Origin of the sequence: Streptomyces sp. Y2F8-2 (genome assembly GCF_014905555.1) — a bacterium.
Lineage (GTDB): Bacteria > Actinomycetota > Actinomycetes > Streptomycetales > Streptomycetaceae > Streptomyces > Streptomyces cynarae.
Genome location: NZ_BNGS01000010.1, coordinates 85,932 through 106,079, shown reverse-complemented (window position 1 = coordinate 106,079; position 20,148 = coordinate 85,932). Strand labels below are relative to the sequence as shown.

21 protein-coding genes are annotated in these 20,148 nt (G+C 70.2%); 10 read left to right on the top strand and 11 right to left on the bottom strand.

Annotated features, from left to right (window positions below):
* Positions 1-10 precede the first annotated feature (10 nt).
* From SY2F82_RS29705 to SY2F82_RS29685, 5 genes are all read right to left on the bottom strand, one after another.
* Entirely contained in the window at positions 11-907 is an 897-nt protein-coding gene (locus SY2F82_RS29705; RefSeq protein WP_200422253.1) for a LysR family transcriptional regulator, read from the bottom strand.
* A gap of 201 nt (positions 908-1,108) precedes the next feature.
* The gene (locus tag SY2F82_RS29700) at positions 1,109-1,774 is read right to left on the bottom strand and encodes a type 1 glutamine amidotransferase domain-containing protein (RefSeq protein WP_200422252.1); all 666 of its coding nucleotides are present in this window, start codon (positions 1,772-1,774) and stop codon (positions 1,109-1,111) included.
* A gap of 60 nt (positions 1,775-1,834) precedes the next feature.
* Positions 1,835-2,566, bottom strand: a complete 732-nt coding sequence (locus tag SY2F82_RS29695) for an HAD family hydrolase (RefSeq protein WP_200422251.1) — start codon at positions 2,564-2,566, stop codon at positions 1,835-1,837.
* An 85-nt stretch (positions 2,567-2,651) separates the two neighbouring features.
* Entirely contained in the window at positions 2,652-3,197 is a 546-nt protein-coding gene (locus SY2F82_RS29690) for a DJ-1/PfpI family protein (RefSeq protein WP_200422250.1), read from the bottom strand.
* An 87-nt stretch (positions 3,198-3,284) separates the two neighbouring features.
* The gene (locus SY2F82_RS29685; protein ID WP_236041872.1) at positions 3,285-4,013 is read right to left on the bottom strand and encodes a hypothetical protein; all 729 of its coding nucleotides are present in this window, start codon (positions 4,011-4,013) and stop codon (positions 3,285-3,287) included.
* 295 nt (positions 4,014-4,308) lie between these two features.
* Here SY2F82_RS29685 and SY2F82_RS29680 point away from each other — a divergent pair, with 295 nt between their 5' ends.
* The 7 genes from SY2F82_RS29680 to SY2F82_RS29655 all read left to right on the top strand — a co-directional run bounded on the left by SY2F82_RS29680 (position 4,309) and on the right by SY2F82_RS29655 (position 11,335).
* On the top strand, positions 4,309-5,109 hold the full coding sequence (locus SY2F82_RS29680; protein ID WP_200422248.1) for a DJ-1/PfpI family protein: 801 nt from the start codon (positions 4,309-4,311) through the stop codon (positions 5,107-5,109).
* A gap of 25 nt (positions 5,110-5,134) precedes the next feature.
* Complete coding sequence (locus tag SY2F82_RS29675) at positions 5,135-6,268, top strand: ferritin-like domain-containing protein (RefSeq protein WP_200422247.1); 1,134 nt, start codon at positions 5,135-5,137, stop codon at positions 6,266-6,268.
* Between the two features lie 61 nt (positions 6,269-6,329).
* Positions 6,330-7,697, top strand: a complete 1,368-nt coding sequence (locus tag SY2F82_RS29670) for an MFS transporter (RefSeq protein ID WP_200422246.1) — start codon at positions 6,330-6,332, stop codon at positions 7,695-7,697.
* A 152-nt stretch (positions 7,698-7,849) separates the two neighbouring features.
* Positions 7,850-8,632 carry an antibiotic biosynthesis monooxygenase gene (locus tag SY2F82_RS29665; RefSeq protein WP_200422245.1) on the top strand — a complete coding sequence of 261 codons (783 nt, stop codon included), beginning with the start codon at positions 7,850-7,852 and terminating at the stop codon, positions 8,630-8,632.
* Positions 8,633-8,642: 10 nt separating this feature from the next.
* The gene (locus tag SY2F82_RS39215; protein ID WP_236041871.1) at positions 8,643-9,101 is read left to right on the top strand and encodes a VOC family protein; all 459 of its coding nucleotides are present in this window, start codon (positions 8,643-8,645) and stop codon (positions 9,099-9,101) included.
* The gene (locus SY2F82_RS29660) at positions 9,098-9,805 is read left to right on the top strand and encodes an SDR family oxidoreductase (RefSeq protein WP_236041870.1); all 708 of its coding nucleotides are present in this window, start codon (positions 9,098-9,100) and stop codon (positions 9,803-9,805) included. The genes SY2F82_RS39215 and SY2F82_RS29660 overlap by 4 nt, the downstream gene beginning before the upstream one ends.
* 327 nt (positions 9,806-10,132) lie before the next feature.
* Positions 10,133-11,335: a mannosyltransferase family protein gene (locus SY2F82_RS29655; protein WP_200422243.1), complete on the top strand. Its 1,203-nt coding sequence runs from the start codon at positions 10,133-10,135 to the stop codon at positions 11,333-11,335.
* A 23-nt stretch (positions 11,336-11,358) separates the two neighbouring features.
* On the opposite strand, the gene SY2F82_RS29650 is transcribed toward SY2F82_RS29655, so the two are convergent.
* Positions 11,359-11,883: a YbjN domain-containing protein gene (locus SY2F82_RS29650; protein WP_200422242.1), complete on the bottom strand. Its 525-nt coding sequence runs from the start codon at positions 11,881-11,883 to the stop codon at positions 11,359-11,361.
* Between the two features lie 147 nt (positions 11,884-12,030).
* On the opposite strand from SY2F82_RS29650, the gene SY2F82_RS29645 reads away from it, so the two are divergent.
* Complete coding sequence (locus SY2F82_RS29645) at positions 12,031-12,486, top strand: hypothetical protein (protein WP_200422241.1); 456 nt, start codon at positions 12,031-12,033, stop codon at positions 12,484-12,486.
* A 19-nt stretch (positions 12,487-12,505) separates the two neighbouring features.
* Here the strand turns inward: SY2F82_RS29645 and clpB are convergent, their stop codons facing one another.
* Positions 12,506-15,103: an ATP-dependent chaperone ClpB gene (gene clpB / locus SY2F82_RS29640; RefSeq protein ID WP_200422240.1), complete on the bottom strand. Its 2,598-nt coding sequence runs from the start codon at positions 15,101-15,103 to the stop codon at positions 12,506-12,508.
* Positions 15,104-15,236: 133 nt separating this feature from the next.
* Between clpB and SY2F82_RS29635 the strand changes: the two genes are divergently transcribed.
* Entirely contained in the window at positions 15,237-15,650 is a 414-nt protein-coding gene (locus tag SY2F82_RS29635) for a pyridoxamine 5'-phosphate oxidase family protein (protein WP_200422239.1), read from the top strand.
* A gap of 160 nt (positions 15,651-15,810) precedes the next feature.
* On the opposite strand, the gene SY2F82_RS29630 is transcribed toward SY2F82_RS29635, so the two are convergent.
* Together SY2F82_RS29630 and SY2F82_RS29625 are read right to left on the bottom strand one after the other, a co-directional pair.
* On the bottom strand, positions 15,811-16,146 hold the full coding sequence (locus SY2F82_RS29630; protein WP_200422238.1) for a hypothetical protein: 336 nt from the start codon (positions 16,144-16,146) through the stop codon (positions 15,811-15,813).
* A complete protein-coding gene (locus tag SY2F82_RS29625; RefSeq protein ID WP_200422237.1) occupies positions 16,143-16,301 on the bottom strand; it encodes a hypothetical protein in 159 nt (52 codons plus the stop codon). Before SY2F82_RS29625 ends, SY2F82_RS29630 begins: the two co-directional genes overlap by 4 nt.
* A gap of 155 nt (positions 16,302-16,456) precedes the next feature.
* On the opposite strand from SY2F82_RS29625, the gene SY2F82_RS29620 reads away from it, so the two are divergent.
* Complete coding sequence (locus tag SY2F82_RS29620; protein WP_200422236.1) at positions 16,457-17,467, top strand: helix-turn-helix transcriptional regulator; 1,011 nt, start codon at positions 16,457-16,459, stop codon at positions 17,465-17,467.
* Between the two features lie 12 nt (positions 17,468-17,479).
* Here the strand turns inward: SY2F82_RS29620 and SY2F82_RS29615 are convergent, their stop codons facing one another.
* Together SY2F82_RS29615 and SY2F82_RS29610 are read right to left on the bottom strand one after the other, a co-directional pair.
* Positions 17,480-18,517: a LuxR C-terminal-related transcriptional regulator gene (locus SY2F82_RS29615; RefSeq protein WP_200422235.1), complete on the bottom strand. Its 1,038-nt coding sequence runs from the start codon at positions 18,515-18,517 to the stop codon at positions 17,480-17,482.
* A gap of 361 nt (positions 18,518-18,878) precedes the next feature.
* Entirely contained in the window at positions 18,879-19,985 is a 1,107-nt protein-coding gene (locus SY2F82_RS29610; RefSeq protein WP_200422234.1) for a sugar ABC transporter substrate-binding protein, read from the bottom strand.
* Positions 19,986-20,148: the final 163 nt, after the last annotated feature.

Sequence of the window (20,148 nt, the reverse complement as noted above, 5' to 3'; positions counted from 1 at the left end):
CACTGCCCCCTCACGTCCACCCCCGGGCGTCGCGAACCAGGTGCTCGTGGAGCCGCGCGAGCCGGGGTTCGGAGAGGGTGCCGGAGCGCGTGGCCAGGTAGAGGGTGTTGATGGGGGGGATCTCCGGTTCCATCAAGGGAACCAGCGCCCCCGAGGCCAGTTCCGCGGCGCACAGATAGGTCGGCAGGACCGAGATGCCCGCCGACGACGCGACGGCCGCGATCACGGCGCGCAGGTCGGGGACCACCACCGCCGGCGGACTCGGTGGCGGGGCGTCGAAGACCGTGCGCCAGTAGCGGCGGATGATCGGCAGCGTCTCCGCGTACGCGATCATCGGGAGTTTCGCCAGGACCTTCAACTTCTCGGAGTCCAGGGCGTCCGCCGGGACCCCTGCGGCGACCCGGGGCGAGGCGAGCAGGGCGAACTCCTCGTCCGTCAGAGGAGTGAAGTCCACCCCGCGGCCCTGGGGCTGGATCGTGGACACCACGATGTCCAGATGCCCGCTGCGAAGGTCCTCCAGGAGGTTCGACGCCTCGCCGAGGCTGATGCGGATGTCGAGGCCGGCGGCGATGAGCTGGCTGATGGACGCCATGACCCTGGCGGTCACCAGCTCCGCCGGCCCGCCCAGGCGGATGGGACGGTTCTCCGTGGTGTCGGCGAAGTGGCGTGAAACGGCTGAGTTGATCTCGGCCATGGATGCCTCGATCTCGTAGGCCAGCGCCTTTCCCTCCGCGGTGGGTGTCGCGCCTTGCGGCGTGCGGTGGAACAGCGGCTTGCCCAGTTCGCTCTCGAGGCAGCGGATCTGCTGAGTGACCGCCGGCTGTGTGAGGCCCAGTTGCCGGGCCGCCTTGGTGAACGACCCTGTGTGGCAGACGGCGATGAAGGTCTGTAGCCATCCCAGCTGCATAGTCGTGCCGGCCCCCCAACCGGCGGTGGTCGGGGGTGTTCCGCGCTATGCGACCGCCCCCGAGCATCGGTTCGAACGATACCGTTCCGCCTCGCGGGGGCGTTCAAGTCGCTTTCAAGCCCTTGTAAAGTTACAAAATCGTATCAGCGGGGCGATGGGAATCCGCCCCGCTGACAGCCAACCCGTTTCTTTTTCAACTGGTCAGTTGGTGCTCTGAAGAATTGTCAGTTCGGCGACCTTGGCTGCTGAAGCCGGGTTCTGACCCGTCACGAGGCGGGTGTCGGCCACCGCGTGCTCGGTGAAGTTCGCGGCCTTGGTGAACTTCGCGCCCCGTTCGGTCAGGGCCGTCTCCAGGGCGAAGGGCACGACGCCGGACAGTCCCACGGCGGCCTCCTCCTCGTCGGTGAAGGACGAGACCTGCTTGCCGGCGACCAGATGAGAACCGTCCGTGAGGGTGAGGTTCACCAGGGCGGCCGGACCGTGGCAGACGGCGGCGACGACCCCACCGCGCTCGTAGACGGCCGCGGCCAGCCGCGCCAGCGCGGTCGCGTCGGGGAAGTCCCACATCGTGCCGTGGCCACCGGCGAAGTAGACGGCGTCGTAGTCGGCGGCATCGAGTTCCGCGGCGGTGGGGGTGGCGGCGAGCGCGGCCTCGTTGTCGGCCAGGAATCGGGCCGTGACGGTGTCGTCCGGCTTGATCCCGTCGCGCGGCGGCTGCCCGCCGGCGACCGACACGAACGCGATGTCCCAGCCGGCCGCCCGGAAGACCTCGGCGGGGTGGGCGACCTCGGGGACGTAGAAGCCGGTGGTGCGGCCGGTGTCGCCGAGCCGGCCGTGCGAGGTGAGGGCGAAGAGAACCTTCGGCATGTCAATCCTCCGTTGTGAGAAGTGTCCGGTGGAGCGGGGTGCGATGGGCGAAGGCGCCGATCAGGCGGTCAGCTCCGCCAGTTCGGGCAGGTACACCCGCCGCTGCCTGCGTGCGATGGCACGCTCGACGTGCTCGGGCGTGTGGTAGCCCCACCACGCCCACAGGCTCGTGGCACCCGTGTCGCGCACCGCGAGCGCGTTGGTGATGTGGTCGTCGATGAACGTCACGGCGTCCGGCGGGAGCCCGTCGGCCGCGGCGATCCGCCGCACGACCGTGCGCTTGTCCGAGCACTCGCCGACGACCTGGGCCACGGTGACGTCCAGACCGTGATGGGCCAGGATCTCCCACACGCTCCGCTCGTCCTTCGCCGTGACGATCGACGTGCCTCTGCCGCTGTGGCGGCGGAGCGGCCCGGCGATTCCCGGATACAGGGTGTGGAGGTCCAGCCACTCCGTACGCCGGCGCTCGCGCAGCGCGGCCCGTACCGCGGTCGCGCCCCGTACCAGGGCGTCGAGCCTGGGTCCCGGGATGCGGGCCGCGAGGGCCTCGAAGTCCTTCAGGCCCCGGATCGAGTCGGCGGCGGGGTCGCGGGCCACCATGAAGTCGTCCAGCAGCCGGGCGTAGGTGCGGACCGTGCGGAAGCGGGACACGAACCCGGCGGGCATGGCAGCCGCCAGTTCGGCGATCGGCTTGGCCGCGACCGTGGCCGGGTCGTGGTCGGCGTAGTGGGTGACGACAGCGCACTCGGTGAAGGCGTCGGCGATGACGCCGTCGAAGTCGAGTATCAGCAAGGTGTCTCCTCAAGGCCTCGAGGATGCGAAGGGCGCGCGCCGTACGGGGGATGGGGGCGCGCCCCGCGCGGGTGACAACGGCCGCTCAGGCCGCTGCCACCTGCTTCTTGGCGACCGTTTCGAAGACCCGCTGCATGAACCGGCCCACATAGGCGTAGTAGGAGCAGGTGATGATGTGGCCGTCGACGATCACGTCGGAGTCCACGACGTCGGCACCGGCGTTGATCACGTCGTCGCGCAGACCTATGTAGGCGCAGGCGCGACGGCCCTTGAGCACGCCGGCGGAGACCATGATCCACGGGCCGTGGCACAGGCCGGCGACGACCTTCTCGGCCGCGTCCATGGCGCGGACGAAGTCGAGGACACGGGCGTCCTGGCGCACCCGGTCGGGCGCCTCGTGGCCGCCGGTGAGGATGACCGCGTCGTAGGCCGCGGCGTCCAGCTGCTCGAAGGCGATCAGCGGCTTGGCGGTCTTGTCCATGGGCAACGGGACGCCGTACTTGCCGACGACATCGGCGCCGTTGCGGGTGGCCACGTCCACGTGCCAGCCCTCTTCGAGAAGCCGGTAGTAGGTGTAGACCACGTCGTGGTCCTGGAATCCGGGGCCGGTGATGATGACGGCACTGGGCATGAGCGTGCTCCTTCTTCGGGCGTGGTTGCTGAGTGGGCCGTTCGGTGCGGGTTCCGTCGTCCTGACCGTCCGGGCCGGCCCGGACGGTCAGGCGAGCGCGAGCGAGAGGTAGTACTGGTCCAGCGCGGGACGGCGCACGTCGCCCTGTGCAGGGGCGAGGATGTCCACCTCGCCGGTGACCACTCCGGTCAGGCCGAGCGGGATGTGGAACAGGTCCCGCTCCTGGCGCCGGTAGAACACGTCCGCACCGGCCCGGATGGAGAACGCGAACTCCGCGCCCGGGGACCGGTCCCGCAGCCGCGCCTGCGGCAGATACGTCACCGGCCTCGCCGGCAGTTCGGGCGCCTCGGTGTGGTGCTGCTCGTAGGCCGTGCCCTGCCGGTCGTAGGTGTCGCGCAGCCGGATCAGGTCGAACTTGTTGCGCGGTGCCTCGACCTCGACCAGCCACAGCGGGCCGGGGCCGATACTCCGGGAGGAGTGGAAGGCGCCGCCCCCGATGCGCAGGACCGATCCGCTGCCCACCGGGATCTCGCCCGTCAGCGTGTCGGTCACACCCTGCCCCGCGAGGCAGAGGAGATACGTCAGCTTGCGGGGGTGCACGTGCATCGACGTGGACTCGCCCTCGTCGATCTTCAGATTCCACACGTCGATGAAATCGTCGACGTAGATGCGGTACTCGAGCCCCCACGGCTTGGGGATGATCTCGTTGAGGTGGGCGTCCTCGTCCAGGCTCTCGTTTCCGATGCGGGAGCCTTTACGGACGACTTCGTTCAGTGCGGCGAAATCCCGTGGGCCCGGGTCGATTCTCACCGCCATATCGATCGGACTCAAATTCTGCGTCAGCTCGGACATGTCGATCCCCCATCGAGCATTTGAGTGTGGACTCCCGGTCCGGGAAAGGACAGTAGCCGGACGGCCTGAATCGGCCAAATAGCCGGGACGGTAGTCCCCGATAACCATCCCGGGGGCCCTCACTGAAGTAATGGCCCTCCCCGGATTGCTTATTTGAAGCCGCCCGGGTGCTGTTGGCACTGTTTCCTGGCGGGGCCGGGTTCAGGTCCGGTGGTGTCCGAGCCGGCCGGCCCCGCACACACACGAATGGGGGAGCACTGTGAGTACACCCACCTCCACAACCGCCCTCGGTACCACGGCGTCCGGCGGGGCGCCGGCCCAGATCGGCTCCATCGCGGTTCTCGGCTACGAGTCATGCTCCGAGCAGGACACCATCACACCGCTGGAGATCTTCAAGGGCGTCGCGCTGGTCACCAGCGGACAGATCGCGCCGTGGGAGCGGGAGGCCGCCAACCGCGAGCTCGACGTGCGCCTGGTCTCCCTGGAGCCCGGCGTCGTCAAGATGCAGATGGGCACCAACGTCGTCGCCGACTCGGTACTGAACGACGACGACCTGTTCGACATCCTGTACATCCCCGGCGGTGTCGGCTCCGGCGCGCTGCTGACCAACGACCGTGTGCACAAGCTCATCCGCCGCCACCACGAAGCGGGCAAGGTCATCGCCGCCAACTGCTCGGGCGTCGGCATCATCGCCCGCTCCGGAATCGTCAACGACGAGCCGCTGACCTGTGTCGCCGCGGTGGCCCGCGGACTGCGCGGCGAGGGCTTCAACGTGCCCCTCGGCCGCCGGATGTGGATCGCCAACACCGCCTCGCGCATCTGGACGTTCACCGGTTCCTACGGCGTGAACGGCGGTGCGGTCGCCATGGTGGCGCACTACTTCGGCCGGGAGGTCGGCACCATCGTCTCGATGATGTTCGACACCATCGGCGGCATCGGGGACGCGATCTTCGAGGAGACCGGGCCGGAGTTCTACCAGCACCCCGAGCTGGAGGAGTCCTTCCAGAACTTCTTCCAGCCGATGCTCTTCCCGCCGCTCGACGAGTCCGCCGAAGCCTGAGCGCCGACGCACCCGGGAGCCTCACATGCCCACACCGGTCGACCTCAGAGACCTCAGCTGGATCCGCGGCGCCCTGCAGACGGCGATCGCGCTGGAGCACTCCACCATGCCGCTGTACTGCGCCGCGATGTACTCGCTCGAGGTGCAGAACTACCCCTCGTACAACACCATCCGCAGCGTCCTGATGGAGGAGATGGTGCACATGGCCATCGCCGCCAACATGGTCGCCGCACTCGGCGGAAGCCCCGCGATCAAGGGCCTCAAACCGGCCTACCCCGGCACCGGCGGCCTGCCCGGCGGGGTCGCCCCCGACCTGAGGCCGCGGCTGGCGAAACTGTCCGGCGCCGCGCTGGAGTCGTTCATGCGGCTGGAAGCACCGCTGTTCCTCCTCAACACCCGGCAGCGCGGCGCCTCCTATCCCACGATCGGCGCGTTCTACGACGCCATCCGGAACGCGATCAAGCGCAACGCGGCTGCCGTCGAGCGGGCCGTACGCCTGGGCGGGCCGGCCAACCAGGTCGGCGGAAACCTCGGCTATCTCACGTTCGACAGGGACGACCCGGACCCTGTCGCCTCGTTCCTGCACGCGCTGGACATCATCACCGAGCAGGGTGAAGGCGGCGGCGAGGGCACCGTGGAGACGGCCGCCGAGACCTTCCAGAAGGAGGGCTCTCACTACGCCCGGTTCGCCGAGCTGCGCTACGGCCGGCGCTACCGGCCCCTCGACGCGGTGCCCTTCTCCCGGGAGACCGAGCGTGAGTTCTTCACCGGCGAGGAGATCGTCTGGCCGGTGGTCATCAACACCCTCGCCGTTCCCGCGGACGGCTACGAGGCGGTGCTGGCCCTCGATCCGCGCGGGCCCGAGGTGCGCAAGGAACTCGAATCGTTCGACGACGCCTACACGCAGATGATGCTCGCGCTGGACACCACCTGGAACGGCCCGGTGGAGACCTGGTGGCCCTCGCTCGGGGCCGCGGTCACCCAGATGGACCAGATGCGGGTGCGTTCCTGCTTCACGATCATGCGCAACGAAATTCCTCCGGCGGTCGTCGCACGCCTGGAGGAGCTGTATCCCAGGGAATTCCGGTCCCTCGAGCGTTACACCGATCTGGCCCGGCCGGTCTTCTACGGGCCTCGCTTCCTCAACAACGCCGCCTGACCGGCGAAAGACGCGCTTCGCCCCATCAGCCGCGCGTAACCCCTTCGAACAGGAATTCCTCATGACATTCGCCAGCGACCGGGTGACCGCGCCCTCCCGCCAGGCAACGCCGTCGCGGCGGGGCCTGTTCGCGGGGGTCGCCGCGGGCAATTTCCTCGTCCTTCTCGACACCTCCATCCTCAACGTCGCGCTGCCCGACGTCCGCTCCGATCTCCATGCGAGCCAGGCGGCCCTGCCCTGGGCCGTCGACGCCTACACGATCGTCTTCGCCGGCCTGCTCCTCGCCTCCGGCGCGGTGGCCGACCGGTTCGGTGCCCGCAGCGTCTACCGGGGCGCCGTGCTGGCCTTCGGTGCCCTGTCCCTCCTCTGTGCGGCCTCGCCCGACGCCGCGTTCCTGATAGGCGGGCGGGCGCTGCTGGGCGTCGCCGCCGCCGGAATGGTCCCGGCATCACTGGCACTGCTCGCCGGGCTGTACCCGGACCCGGCGGAGCGGGCCAAGGCCATCGGCACCTGGGCGGCAATCACCTCCACCGGTCTCATCGCGGGCCCCGTCCTCGGCGGCGCGCTCGTCGAACTGGGCGGCTGGCGGCTGGTGTTCCTGGTGAACCCGGTCATCGTGGCCGTCACGCTGCTCATGTCCCGCGGACTGCCCGGTGGGCGCCCGGACTCCGTCCGCAAGGTGGACCGGGCCGGAATCGGGCTGTCGGTCCTGGCACTGGCCTCCCTCACGTTCGGCCTGATCGACGCCGGGACCGAGGGCTGGGGGCGTCCGCTGCCGCTGCTGGCCCTGGCACTCGCGGCCGCGGCGTTCGCCGCCCTGTTCGTCGTCGAGCGCAGGGCCACCACGCCGATCCTGCCGCCCGCCCTGGTCGGACTGGCACGGGTGCGGGCGGACATCGTGGCCGGCGCCATGGCCTCGTTCATCTTCTACGGAGTGCTGTACGCGCTGACCCAGTGGATGGTCGAGGAGCGGGGCCTGTCGGCGTTGGAAACGGGCACGGCGTTCCTGCCGATGACGCTGCCGATGTGCTTCATGCCGTTGCTGACCGGCCGCCTCGTCGCCCGGATCGGGGCGCGTCGGGTGATTCTGGTCGGGCTCGCCCTGGACACAGCGGCCGGCGGAGTCCTCGCGTTCGCCTCGAACGACACGCCGCTCGCCCTGGTCATCACGGCCCAGGTCGCACTCTCCTTCGGTTCCACACTCGCCATCCCGGCGGCCACCGCGGACATGGCCATCGCCTCGCCGAAGGAGCTCGCGGCCACCGGCCAGGGAGCGTTCAACGCCGGTCGGCAGGCGGGCAGCGCGCTGGGAGTCGCCGCACTGGCACCGCTGGCCACCCTGTCCTCCTCCGGCACCGTCCTGGCCGCAGGCGGGCTGCTCGCCCTGCTGCTGGTGGCCGCGGTGCGTCCCGCGCCCACGGCGGTCTGACCCCCGTGCCCGCGGCGGTCTGCCCGGGCAGGAGACCCCGCACGGACGCGCCCGGTGCCCGGCAATCGGCGCAGGCACCGGTGCACGGCACATGCCCGCCCCACGTCCCCTCTCTCGTCCTCCCTCGGACGTCTCACTGACAGGAGTAACTCGTGACGATCACCGCGACCGCACGGCAGTTGGTCAAGCCGGGCACCGAGGCCCGCCTCGACGCCCTGATGGCAGGGCTCGAACGCAACATCCGCGCCCATGAACCCGGCTGCCTCCGCTTCGACTACGTCATCTCCGAGGACCGGCCGGGAGAACGCCTCGTCATCGAGGAGTACGCCGACGAGGCCGCCCTCGAAGCGCACAAGCACACTGCGTACCTGGCGGAGTTCATTCCCCGGCTCCTTGAGTGCCTGCTCGAACCGCCGATCCTGGAGACGTTCCGGCCCGCCGCGGACAAGGCGCCGCTGCCGGAGTCGTGCTTCCACGTCGGCGTCGTCGTGCCGGACCTGGCCGAGGCCGTCGAGCTGTACTCGCAGTGGTTCGGCATCGAGTTCACCGAGCCGGCCACCTTCGAGATCCCCTATCTGGAACAGGGCGGGCGGGGCGGCCCGGGCCGGATGACGGCCGCCTTCTCGCGCACCGCGTATCCGCAGTACGAACTCATCCAGGCGGACGGGGACGGTATCACCTCCCTCGAACACGCCGGGAAGGTCCTGTACTACGGGGTGTGGGAGAACGACATGGAGGGGCGGCTGAAGAAGCTGGAAGCCGCGGACATCAGCGTCGACGCCTACTTCCGGCCAGGACCCGGCGAGACGCCGTTCGCCCTGATCACCGGGCCCGACCTTCAAGGTGTACGGATCGAGTACGTGGACACGGCGGACCGGCCGGCCATGGACGAGTGGGTGAACACGGGCCGCTACCCGGGGCTTTCGGGACGCTAGGGGCTGACGGATGGCGCTGTACCACGTGGGTTTCGCCGTTCCCGACCTGCCGGCGGCGATGCGCGAGCTGCGTGCCGCCGCCGGCGTGGAATGGGCGGAACCGCGCCCGGGACGGATCGGTGACTGGGACTTCCGCATCGTCTTCAGCCGTCCCGGGCCGCCGTTCGTCGAGCTGGTCGAAGGCGGTCCCGGCAGCCCCTGGGACGCCTCGGCGGGACCGCGCTTCCATCACCTGGGGTACTGGACCGACGACATCGGCGCCGGTGTGCGGCGGCTGGAGAAGCAGGGTTTTCCGGCCGACTTCTCCGGATGTCCCTTCGGCCGGCCCTACGCGTACCACCATCTGGGGAGCATCGGGGCGAACATCGAACTCGTCGACGCCGTCCTCCAGCCGGACTTCCTGGCTGCCTGGCAGCCGGGGGGCGAGCCGATGGACGCCCTGCACGAACGAGCACTGGAGGAACAGTGAGTGCCAGCCCCACGCCCGTCACGCTGATCACCGGAGGGTCGACCGGCATCGGCGCCGAGACCGTACGGCGGCTGCTCAAGGCCGGTCACCGGGTCACCGCGACCGGGCGCGACGCGGACAAACTAAGGGCGTTCGCCCGGACCCTCGGCGACCCGGAGGAACTGCTGCTCCTGCCCGGTGACGCCGCCGACGCGGACGCGGTCGAGGAGGCGGTGCGGTCCACGGTGCAGCACTTCGGGCGTATCGACAACGTCATCGCCAACGCCGGTTACTCCACCCACGACTCGGTGGCGGACGGCGATCCGGAGCTGATGCGCTCGATGCTCCTCACCAACGTCCTGGGGCCGACGCTGCTGATCCGCGCGTCGCTCGAGGAGCTGAGGAAGTCCCGTGGCCGGATCGTGCTGGTCGGCTCGGTCGCCGGCCTCAGGAACGCTCCCGGGAACTTCTACTCGGTCACCAAGTGGGCTGTGCACGCCCTCGCCGAGAACACCCGCTTGCTCGTCACGGAGTCGGGTGTCGGCGTGAGCCTGATCGCCCCCGGCAAGGTCGACACGCCGTTCTGGGACACACGCGGCGGCACTCCGCCCGGCCCGGCGCTCAGCGCGGAGAACATCGCCGACGGCATCATGTGGGTGCTCGGCCAGCCGGCCGGCGTCGACGTGAACACCGTCACGATCCGGCCGACCGGGCAGGCCAACTAGGGGTATCCGAGATCACCTCTCCCTGAAGCCGACGCCCGAGCGAGAGCCCGCCGGTGCCGCCGCCCATCGCGGTGGGAAGGCCGGTACCGGCGGGAGGCCGGCTCACCGGCGGCGGTGGCGCCGAAGTCGCCCCTGGTGGCTGTGTTGCGAGACCGCGCGAAAATGCACCTCCCTGCCCGCGCGGCGCCCCGCTGCGAGCACCGACGCCCCGGCGCCCGGCGTCCCCTCCCGTCTCCCGTCCACCAGGCGGCGTGTCAGGCGTGGGAATTCGTCGGCGCGCGGACGCGCAAGGTCGCAAATCGGACATGATCGACGCATGGTTCCGGTGTGACCCACGCCAGTACCCTCCCGGCCCCCGCCGCCGAGCGCCCGGGCCACAGCGACTCCGTCCGTCCGGCCGGTGGCGGGCGGCGGCCGGCCGCCACCGCCCTCACCGCCCTCGGGCTGTTCCTCGCCGCCCGGCTGTCCGGCGTGCTCGTGCTCGCCGTCGTCGCCCGGGCGGCGGGCAAGAACCCGCTGCTCCTGCTCGGGCGTTCCTGGGACTCCGTCTGGTATCTGCGGATCGCCGCCCACGGCTACGGGTTCACCCAGTACACCCGCACAGGCGTCCACAGCGACCTGGCGTTCTTCCCGCTGTACCCGGGCCTGGTCCACGCCGTCACCACGATCTCCCCGCTCGGCGGCGGCGCGGCGGGCCTGCTGGTGTCGTGGACGGCGGCCGCGGTCGCCGCATGCGGCATCCACCGGATCGGGCTGCGGCTGTACGGCCCCGCGGTGGCCGTCGTCCTGGTCCTGCTGTGGGGTCTGCTGCCCCACTCCGTCGTGCTGTCGATGGCCTACACGGAACCCGTGATGACCGCGTTCGCCGCCTGGTCGCTGTACGCGGTCCTGGCCCGCCGCTGGGTGTGGGCGGGCACCCTGGCGGCGCTCGCGGGCCTCGCCCGGCCCAACGGCGTCGCGGTGGCCGCGGCGGTCCTCGCGGCGGCCGGCCTGGAGGTGTGGCGGCGACGCGGGCGCGGAGTTACCCACAGGCTGTGGACGGGCGCGGCGCTCGCACCGCTCGGCTGGAGCGGCTACGTCGTGTGGGTGGGCCGCCGCCGGGGCGACCCGCTGGGCGGCTACTTCACCGTGCAACGGCTGTGGGGCTCGCACTTCGACTTCGGGCGGGGCGCCCTGCGCTTCACCGAGCACATGCTGCTGCACGGCACCCGGCTGCTGTTCCCGATGGCCCTGGTGATCGTCGGCGTGAGCACCGTGCTGTTCGCCCTGCTGGTCGTGGACCGGGCCCCGCTGCCGCTCGTCGTCCACAGCGGCGTGCTGCTGCTGATCGCGCTCGGCGGCGCCGGGTTCTTCGAGTCCAAGCCGCGTTTTCTGCTGCCGGCGTTCCCGCTGCTGATCGTGGTGGCGCGGGCGCTGGTGCGAACAGCGCGAGCCCGGCCGTGGCACGCCGCGGTGGTGGCAGGCGCGCTGGCCGGGCTCTCGTTCGTCTATGGGGCCTATCTGGTGGTGCTGGCCCGATCTCCCCTCTAGTGCCCACAGGGCACTCGCCGGGGCTACTCCCCGTCGTCCTCGGGCTTCTCCGCTTCGTCGACCTCTTCCGCGAGGCCGAGCTGCTCCACGAGCCACCGGTCGAACTCGATGGCGGCCCGCACCCAGCTCACGGTCGAGGAGACGAAGTGCTCCAGGCTCACGCCCGTGCCGATCAGCATCTGCGCCTCGCCGATGAGGCGGACGGTGCCGTCGTCGTGGGTGTGGCTGTAGACCTTGGGCCACAGCGTGCGCCGGTTCCAGTCGTCGATGGACTCCAGCAGCTGCGGCTTCTCGTCGATCTTGTGGGGCCGGTCGTAGAACGTCCGCACCGAGAAGACCTGCTGATCGCCCTCGCCGCGGAACATGAAGTACGTACGGAACTGCTCCCACGGCGCGACGAGGTCACCCTCTTCGTCGACGAGGTGCTTGAGCTCCATCTGGTCCAGGAGCTGCTTCACGAGGTCCTGATCCGGAACCACGGGGCCCGCCGGCGGCTGCGGCTCGGGCTGACCCCCGAAATTCGGAATCGAGGACGGGTCGATGCTCACCGTGTTCTTCCCTTCGTACGGATTCCGCCATCCTCCCTCATGCGGGGAGGGGGGTGGCAACCCCGGACGGGTCGTGTCCGCCGGTGGCTGACATGATCTGGCCGGTCTTCCACCGTCGGGCGGGGGGCTACGGCCGGGGGGTGCGCATTGCGCTGGATCGTGTGGGGACGCCGGATCATGTGGGGCCTGTGGTGGCTGTGCACGGCGTTCGTCGTCGTGTGCCTGGTGGGGTTCGGCTGGGCCGTGTACTCGTTCACGACCGACGACGACCCGTTCCACACCATCGACAAGGTCGACTGCTCCGAGGCCGTGAAGTTCGCGGGCGCCTCGCTGCCCGACCACATGAGCGACGAGGACTGCACCTCCTACAGCCGGCTGGACCAGGACTACGACGGCAGCCGGCGTATGCCGCGGGCCGACGTCGTGGGCCGGCTGGAGAAGTCGTATCCGCGGCGGACGCCGACCACGCGGTGCCTCGAGGGAGACGAGCTGTGCCTCGACGTCGACTCCGGCCTGCCGCAGGGTGTCGAGGAGGTCCGGGTGTCCGTGGTGTACGAGAGCGGGGACACCGCTCTCGCACACCTGGAGGCCTACTCGACCTGACGCCCGGCCGGAGCCCCGGTCAGAGCGTCTTGCCCGTCGCAGGACCCACCAGCAGGCCCTCGCCGAACCGGTCCACCCGGACCGTGTCGCCGTCCTTGACCTCGCCCGCCAGGATCTCCTTGGCGAGGCGGTCGCCGATGGCCGTCTGGACCAGGCGGCGCAGCGGACGGGCGCCGTAGGCCGGGTCCAGGCCCTCCTCGGCGAGCCAGGCCAGGGCCTCGGGGGTGACCTCCAGGGCCAGGCGCCGCTCGTGCAGCCGCTTGGCCAGGCGGTCGATCTGGAGCTGGGCGATCCGCTCCAGCTCGGGCTTGGTCAGCGCCGAGAAGACGACCAGGTCGTCGAGCCGGTTGAGGAACTCCGGCTTGAAGGAGGACCGGACCACCTCCAGGACCTGCTCCTTCTTCTCCGCCTCGCTGGTGAGCGGGTCGACCAGGTACTGGCTGCCCAGGTTCGAGGTCAGCACCAGGATGGCGTTGCGGAAGTCGACCGTCCGCCCCTGACCGTCGGTCAGGCGGCCGTCGTCCAGCACCTGGAGCAGGATGTCGAAGACCTCGGGGTGCGCCTTCTCCACCTCGTCGAGCAGCACGACGCTGTACGGGCGGCGGCGCACCGCCTCCGTGAGCTGGCCGCCCTCCTCGTAGCCGACGTACCCGGGCGGGGCGCCGACCAGCCGGGCGACGCTGTGCTTCTCGCCGTACTCCGACATGTCGATGCGGACCATGGCCCGCTCGTCGTCGAAGAGGAAGTCGGCGAGCGCCTTGGCCAGTTCCGTCTTGCCGACGCCCGTCGGGCCCAGGAAGAGGAACGAGCCGGTCGGCCGGTCGGGGTCCGAGATGCCCGCGCGGCTGCGGCGTACGGCGTCGGAGACGGCCCGTACGGCCTCGCTCTGGCCGATGAGCCGCTTGCCGAGCTCCTCCTCCATGCGCAGCAGCTTCTGGGTCTCGCCCTCCAGGAGGCGTCCGGCGGGGATGCCGGTCCAGGAGGCGACGACGTCCGCGATGTCGTCGGAGCCGACCTCCTCCTTGACCATGGTGTCCTTCGTGGCCTCCTCCTCGGCCTGGGAGGCGGCCTCCAGCTCCTTCTCCACGGCCGGGATCTCCCCGTACAGCAGCTTGGAGGCGGTGTCGAAGTCGCCGTCGCGCTGGGCGCGCTCGGCCTGGCCGCGCAGGTCGTCGAGCTTCTCCTTCAGCTCACCGACGCGGTTGAGGGACTGCTTCTCCTTCTCCCAGCGGGCGGTCAGGCCCCGCAGCTCCTCCTCCTTGTCGGCGAGGTCGCGGCGCAGCTTCTCCAGGCGCTCGCGGGAGGCCGCATCGGTCTCCTTGTCGAGAGCCAGCTCCTCCATGCGCAGCCGGTCCACGGCACGCTGCAGCTCGTCGATCTCGACCGGGGACGAGTCGATCTCCATGCGCAGCCGGGAGGCCGCCTCGTCGACCAGGTCGATGGCCTTGTCGGGCAGGAAGCGGGAGGTGATGTAGCGGTCGGACAGCGCGGCGGCGGCCACCAGGGCGCTGTCCGCGATCTGCACCTTGTGGTGGGCCTCGTAGCGGCCCTTGAGACCGCGCAGGATGGCGATGGTGTCCTCGACGGTCGGCTCGCCCACGAACACCTGCTGGAAGCGGCGCTCCAGCGCGGCGTCCTTCTCGATGCGCTCGCGGTACTCGTCGAGCGTGGTCGCGCCGATCATGCGCAGCTCGCCGCGGGCCAGCATCGGCTTCAGCATGTTGCCGGCGTCCATCGAGGAGTCGCCGCCGGCGCCCGCGCCCACGACGGTGTGCAGCTCGTCGATGAAGGTGATGATCTGGCCGTCGCTCTCCTTGATCTCGGAGAGCACGGCCTTCAGCCGCTCCTCGAACTCACCGCGGTACTTGGCGCCCGCGACCATGGCGCCCAGGTCGAGCGCGACCAGCCGCTTGTTGCGCAGCGACTCGGGCACGTCGCCCTTCACGATCCGCTGGGCGAGGCCCTCGACGACGGCGGTCTTGCCGACGCCGGGCTCACCGATGAGGACCGGGTTGTTCTTGGTACGACGGGACAGCACCTGTACGACGCGGCGGATCTCCTGGTCCCGGCCGATGACCGGGTCCAGCCTGCCCTCGCGCGCGGCGGCGGTGAAGTCGGTGCCGAACTTCTCGAGAGCCTTGTACTGGCCCTCCGGGTCCGGGGTCGTCACCCGGCGTCCTCCCCTGGTCTTCTGGAACGCGTCCAGCAGCTTCTTGGCGTCCGCTCCCTGCCGGGACAGGACGTCCGCGGCGGCGCCGCCCTTCGCGGCGATGCCGATGAGCAGGTGCTCGGTGGACAGGTACTCGTCGCCGAGGTCCTTGGCGCGCTTGTCCGCGTCCGCGATCACGGCGAGCATGTCGCGGTTGGGCTGGGGCGGCGCGACGGTCGACCCGGCCACGCGGGGCAGCCCGGCGAGCAGGCGCTCGGCGCCGGAGCGCACGGAGGCCTGGTCGGCGTCCACGGCGACGAGCAGGTCGATGATGTTCTCGTTGTCCTGCCCCTCGAGCAGCGCGAGGAGCAGGTGGGCGGGGGTGAGGTCCGGGTGGCCCTCCGACACGGCCCGTTGGGTGGCCGCGTTGATCGCGTCCCGGCTCCTGTTGGTCAGCTCGGCGTCCACGTTCGCGTTCTCCTCCTGCGGGTCAGCCGCGCTCAGCTGTTGCCTTCCACTGTGACTACATCAACGTACACAAAGTTGAGTCTATTCCACTCAAGGCGACGCGCGGGAGAGGGAACGGCTAGGTTCCGGTTCCATGGCCAAGCACTCCCAGGACCCCGGCGCACCCGATGCCGAGTACCTCAGGTTCTGGCACGAAAGACACCTGTGCACGCTGACGACCCTGCGCCCGGACGGCAGCTCGCACGTCGTCCCGGTCGGAGTGACGTACGACCCCGAGGCGCGGCTGGCCCGGGTGATCACCAACAAGGCGAGCGCGAAGGTGGGACATGTGACGGCGGCGGGGCCGGAGGGAGCACCGGTCGCGGTCTGCCAGGTGGACGGGCGGCGGTGGGCCACGCTGGAGGGGCGCGCGCACGTCTCGGCCGACCCCGGGCGGGTCGCGGAGGCGGAGCGGCGCTATGCCGAGCGCTACGGCAGGGTGCCGGCGCCGAACCCCTCACGCGTGGTGATCGAGATCGCGCTCTCCCGCGCGCTGGGACGCGGCTGACCCCCAGGCCCGCCGAAGCGACTGATTTCGGCCACCGTCGGATCCGGGTGATGTCCGGAGATGTCCGCCGAAAACTGCAGCGGCGTCACCGTGTTCAGGTCACGGTGACGCCGCTGCGGGGGGAAGCACCTGAGCGATTTGTTACGACGGGGGAATCGCGTCAGGCACTGCGGGGGGTGGCTGAGATGGTCCTCACTTCCGGGCTGTCCGCCTCGGACAGCCGGTGGTCACGCTGGTCCAGGTTCACAAAGATCATTCCGTACCGGATGGCACACCGAACGGGCTGCGGCGCTCCCCGGGGCCGCCTCAGCAGCCGGTAGGCCCGCACGTCCTCGTCCTCGTCACGGGTGACGACGACGGGCTCCCCGAACACGGTCACCATCAACGAGTCACCGCTGTGGGGGATGGCGGTGGCCAGGTCGATGAAGTGCCAGCCCGAGCGGTAGGCGGTGGCCATTTCCCGGCGGAAGGACCGGTCGTCGGGCGGGGTGGTCATGAGGTCGTCTCCGGCGCGGCGAGAGGCGCGCTCGCCCCCCAACCCGTGTCCGCCGGCGTCGCGACGATCCCCGTCGGCTCACTGGCACCCCAGCCGGTGTCCAGCTTGGCGACGCCGACCGCCTGCGCCGTCCCCGCCCCGGCACCGAAGACCACGGCCGCAGAGAAGGCAACGGCAAGCGCCGATCGAAGCATTCTCTTGTACATAGTCGGCTTCGTCCTCACTCAACGAGTTTCCTTCCCCCGTGCCACCAAGACGATGGCTCATTCAGGCACGTCAATGCCACAGGGTCGATGCATCATGTTCCTGCATGTTCAGGACCCTGGGGGGTGGAGATTTGCCTAATAGCTATCCGAAAGGGACACATCCACACGCGATAACCGATCTCTGTGAGGAGGGGACACAGCTTTATGCAAGCGCGTTGAGCACCGGCCGTATCGCCCGCTCGGAGATCAAGGACGCCCCCTGCCTCCTCGAGTTCGCGTTGCTGCACCCGGATCCTGACGACGAGAACTGGTTGCGGCCGGTTCCGCCCTCCGTCGCGCTCGCCCAACGGCTGCATCCGCTGGAGCGGGAGATCCTGGATCGCCGGCGGATGTCCATCGAACTGACCGAATCCTTCGAGCCGTTCATGGCGCTCAGCGCCCTGGCCCCCGCCCCCACCCATGCCATCACCGTGCTCGAGGGCTCCGACCGGATCAACGCGGCGCTCAACCTCGCCACGGCCGAATGCCGTCACGAGGTCCTGACGGTCCAGCCGGGCGGGGGGCGCAGCGAGCACATCCTGAGGCAGGCCCTCGAGCGGGACCGGCCCCTGATGGAGCGCGGCGTGAGCATGCGCACGCTCTACCAGCACACCGTGCGCCACAGCCTGGGAACCATGGCGTACGTGGACGTCATGTCACGCGGCAAGGTCGAGATCCGCACCCTTGAGGAACTCATAGGGCGGCTCATCATCTGCGACGAGACCGTCGCCTTCGTCCCGGCGCACGACGACCAGCAAGTGGCCCTGGAACTCCGCCATCCCGGCCTCGTCAAGTATCTGATCAAGGTCTTCGAGCACCTCTGGCGCCGCGCCACCCCCCTGCGCGAGGAAGTGCCCTACGAACCCCCCCGCGACGGCATCACCGGCGTCCAGCGCTCCATCGCCAAGCTCCTGGTGGAGGGTCACGTCGACGAGGCCATCGCCCGCCGGCTGGGGATGAACGTCCGCACCTGCCGGGCCCATATCGCCAAGCTGGCCCAGGCCCTGGGCAGCGGCAGCCGCGCCCAACTCGGCTACCTCATCGCCCGGTCGGGCATCCTGGAGGAGGAGCACTGAGGCGCGAGCGTTCTACAGCCCGGTGGGGGGTTCCGGAGCGCCCGGAGCGGTGACCGGCAGCAACTCGGGCGCGTGCGGCGGACCGTCCAGGCCCGCCTGGGCGATCCTCACCCCGAGCTGCGTCCGGCTCGCCGCACCCAGGGTCTCGGACAGCCGGGCGATGTGCGCGCGGCAGGTGCGGACGCTGATGCCCAGCCGTTCGGCGACCACCGCGTCCTGGTGGCCCTCGGCGAGCAGCGCCGCGATGGACCGCTCCCGGTGGGTGATGCCGTCGATGCCCGTCTCGGGCAGCGGCGAGGTGAGCGGGATCGCCAGACGCCACAGGCGTTCGAACACGGTCACCAGGTATTCGATGATGGCCGGATGGCGCAGCTCCAGCGCGATCGTGCGGTCCGCGTTCGCGGGGATGAAGGCGACGGTGCGGTCGAAGACGATCAGCCGCTCGGGCACCTCGTCCAGGGTGCGCGCCTCGGCCGCGTCGCCCATCAGCTCCATGTAGGTGTGCAGGCCCTGGCCGTGCCGGGCGACATGCGTGTACAGGTCGCGCATGCGGACGCCCCGGCGGCGCATCTCCAGCGCCCGCGGCAGGCCCTCGGCCAGTTCGTCCTCGCGGCGGATACCGCCCGGCTGCACGGTCAGCACCTCGGTCGTGCACTGTTCCGTCGCCTCGTCCATGGCGGCGCGGATCCGCGTCAGCCCGTCCAGCACACGGATCGCCACGCCCTCCTGGGAGCCCTGCTCACGGCCGCCCAGCCCGGCGTACCATTCGACGGCCGCCACCGCCGTGCCGACCCGCGCCCGACTCGCGGAGACCTCCTCGTGCACACCGCGCAGCAGCCGGGTCATGACCTCCTGCGGGGCGGTGGGCACCAGCCAGTCCATGTCGTCGGGGTCGGGGTGCAGCAGTGCCAGCTCCAGCAGGCACGGCACCTTCGCGGCGTCGGCACGGGGCACCCGGCCACGACGCACGGCCCGGGAGTACACGCGGGTCCCGGCCTCGCAGAGCCGGTCAGCGCCGTGCGGATGCGCGTCCGTCCCGTGCCCGGCCATCTTCCACCCCTGGCTTACGACTCCTGGCTGCCGCGGCCCGCGCGACGCGGCCCGCCGGCGACTCCCTCACGCACCCGGACGCGCGCCGTCCGCACCGCGCCCCGCACGCCTTCGCAGCGCAACTATGCGCGGACCCGCCCGCCACCGCAACACGGCTCCCCCGCCACAACGCCCGCCCTTGCCCGGGAACATGCCGGTTTCACCCCACCTCCGGAACTTCCGGTGCACCAAGCTGACGGGGCCATTCACGGAACTCCTCGGTCCGGAAAGGCCGCGACCCGCACCCCCTCAGGGGCGCGGGTCGCGGGGAGCACGGTCGGGGTCCGGGCCGGCACGCCGGCCGCCGGTACCCGAAGGCGCGCTAGCGCAGGCCGATCGCGGAGCAGTCCGCCTTGTACTTCGCGGTGCAGATGTCCTTGACGGTGTAGATGCCGTCCTGGATCACCGTGTCCTTGATGTTGTCCCTCGTGAGGGCGACCACCGGCACGAGCATCGACGGGATGTTCTTCTCCGTCGGGCTGTCGACATGGTCACGGGTCAGCGCGTCGAACTCGATCGAGCGGCCCTGGACCTTGGCCACGGCCATCTCCGCGGCGTTGTTCGCCTCGTCCGGGTACGACTTGTACACGCTCATGTACTGCTCACCGGAGACGATCCGCTGCACCGCGTCCAGCGCCGCGTCCTGCCCGGTCACCGGCGGGACCTTGCTGACGCCCGCCTCCTTCAGCGCGTCGATGACGGCGCCGGCCATGCCGTCGTTCGCGGAGTAGACCGCGGCGATGTTGCTCAGCCCGACGGCCCGGATCGCCTCGGCCATGTTCGCCTTGGCGTTCTCCGGCTTCCAGTCCTTGGTGTCGAAGGACTTGACGATGTTGACCTTGCCCTGGAGCTCGCTGAGCGCGCCCTGCTTGAACTGCGCCGCGTTCGGGTCGGTGGGCGAGCCGTTCATCATGACGATCTTGCTGCTCGCGCCCTTGGCGCCGAGTGCGTCCATGAGGGCGCGGCCCTGCACCTGGCCGACCAGTTCGTTGTCGAAGGAGATGTAGGCGTCGATGGGGCCCTGGGCGAGCCGGTCGTAGGCGATGACCGGGATGCCGGCGTCCTTGGCCTTCTGCACGCCCGGGGCGATGGCCTTGGCGTCGACCGCGTCCACGAGCAGCACGTCCACCTTGTCGGCGATCATCTGGTCGAGCTGCTTGTTCTGCGTGGCCGCGTCGGCGTCGGCGTTCGCGTACAGGACCTTGCCCTTGTTGTCGGTGAGGGAGGCGACCTGCTTCTCGATGATGGGGTAGTCGAACTTGTCGTACCGCGGGTTCTCCTTCTCGGGCAGAAGGAGACCGACCGTGATGTCGTTGCCCTTCTTCGGGGTGGCGGAGCTGCTGCTGCCGCCGACTCCGTCGATGACGCCGCACGCGGCGAGCGAGACGGCCGACGCCGAGGCGGCCAGGGCTATGGCGGTACGACGCACAGCGGTCCTACGGGTGGTACGAACGTTCACATCAGGTGCCTTCCGGGCGGGGGAGCAGCGTTGCGCCCCAGGTGGCTGAAAGCCAACGCGGGGACGGTGGGCAGCGTCAAGAACTACGGGTTAACGAGATGGCAACAGGATCACTGTGCGAGTCAAGTGAAAA

Excerpts from the sequence above, each read along its gene's own strand:
- SY2F82_RS29635 (WP_200422239.1), top strand. The coding sequence starts at position 15,237 with ATGGCCAAGCACTCCCAGGACCCCGGCGCACCCGATGCCGAGTACCTC.
- SY2F82_RS29615 (WP_200422235.1), bottom strand. The coding sequence starts at position 18,517 with ATGGCCGGGCACGGGACGGACGCGCATCCGCACGGCGCTGACCGGCTC.
- SY2F82_RS29630 (WP_200422238.1), bottom strand. The coding sequence starts at position 16,146 with ATGACCACCCCGCCCGACGACCGGTCCTTCCGCCGGGAAATGGCCACC.
- SY2F82_RS29690 (WP_200422250.1), bottom strand. The coding sequence starts at position 3,197 with ATGCCCAGTGCCGTCATCATCACCGGCCCCGGATTCCAGGACCACGAC.
- SY2F82_RS29670 (WP_200422246.1), top strand. The coding sequence starts at position 6,330 with ATGACATTCGCCAGCGACCGGGTGACCGCGCCCTCCCGCCAGGCAACG.
- SY2F82_RS29620 (WP_200422236.1), top strand. The coding sequence starts at position 16,457 with ATGTTCAGGACCCTGGGGGGTGGAGATTTGCCTAATAGCTATCCGAAA.
- SY2F82_RS29700 (WP_200422252.1), bottom strand. The coding sequence starts at position 1,774 with ATGCCGAAGGTTCTCTTCGCCCTCACCTCGCACGGCCGGCTCGGCGAC.
- SY2F82_RS29685 (WP_236041872.1), bottom strand. The coding sequence starts at position 4,013 with ATGGCGGTGAGAATCGACCCGGGCCCACGGGATTTCGCCGCACTGAAC.
- SY2F82_RS29675 (WP_200422247.1), top strand. The coding sequence starts at position 5,135 with ATGCCCACACCGGTCGACCTCAGAGACCTCAGCTGGATCCGCGGCGCC.
- SY2F82_RS29705 (WP_200422253.1), bottom strand. The coding sequence starts at position 907 with ATGCAGCTGGGATGGCTACAGACCTTCATCGCCGTCTGCCACACAGGG.
- SY2F82_RS39215 (WP_236041871.1), top strand. The coding sequence starts at position 8,643 with ATGGCGCTGTACCACGTGGGTTTCGCCGTTCCCGACCTGCCGGCGGCG.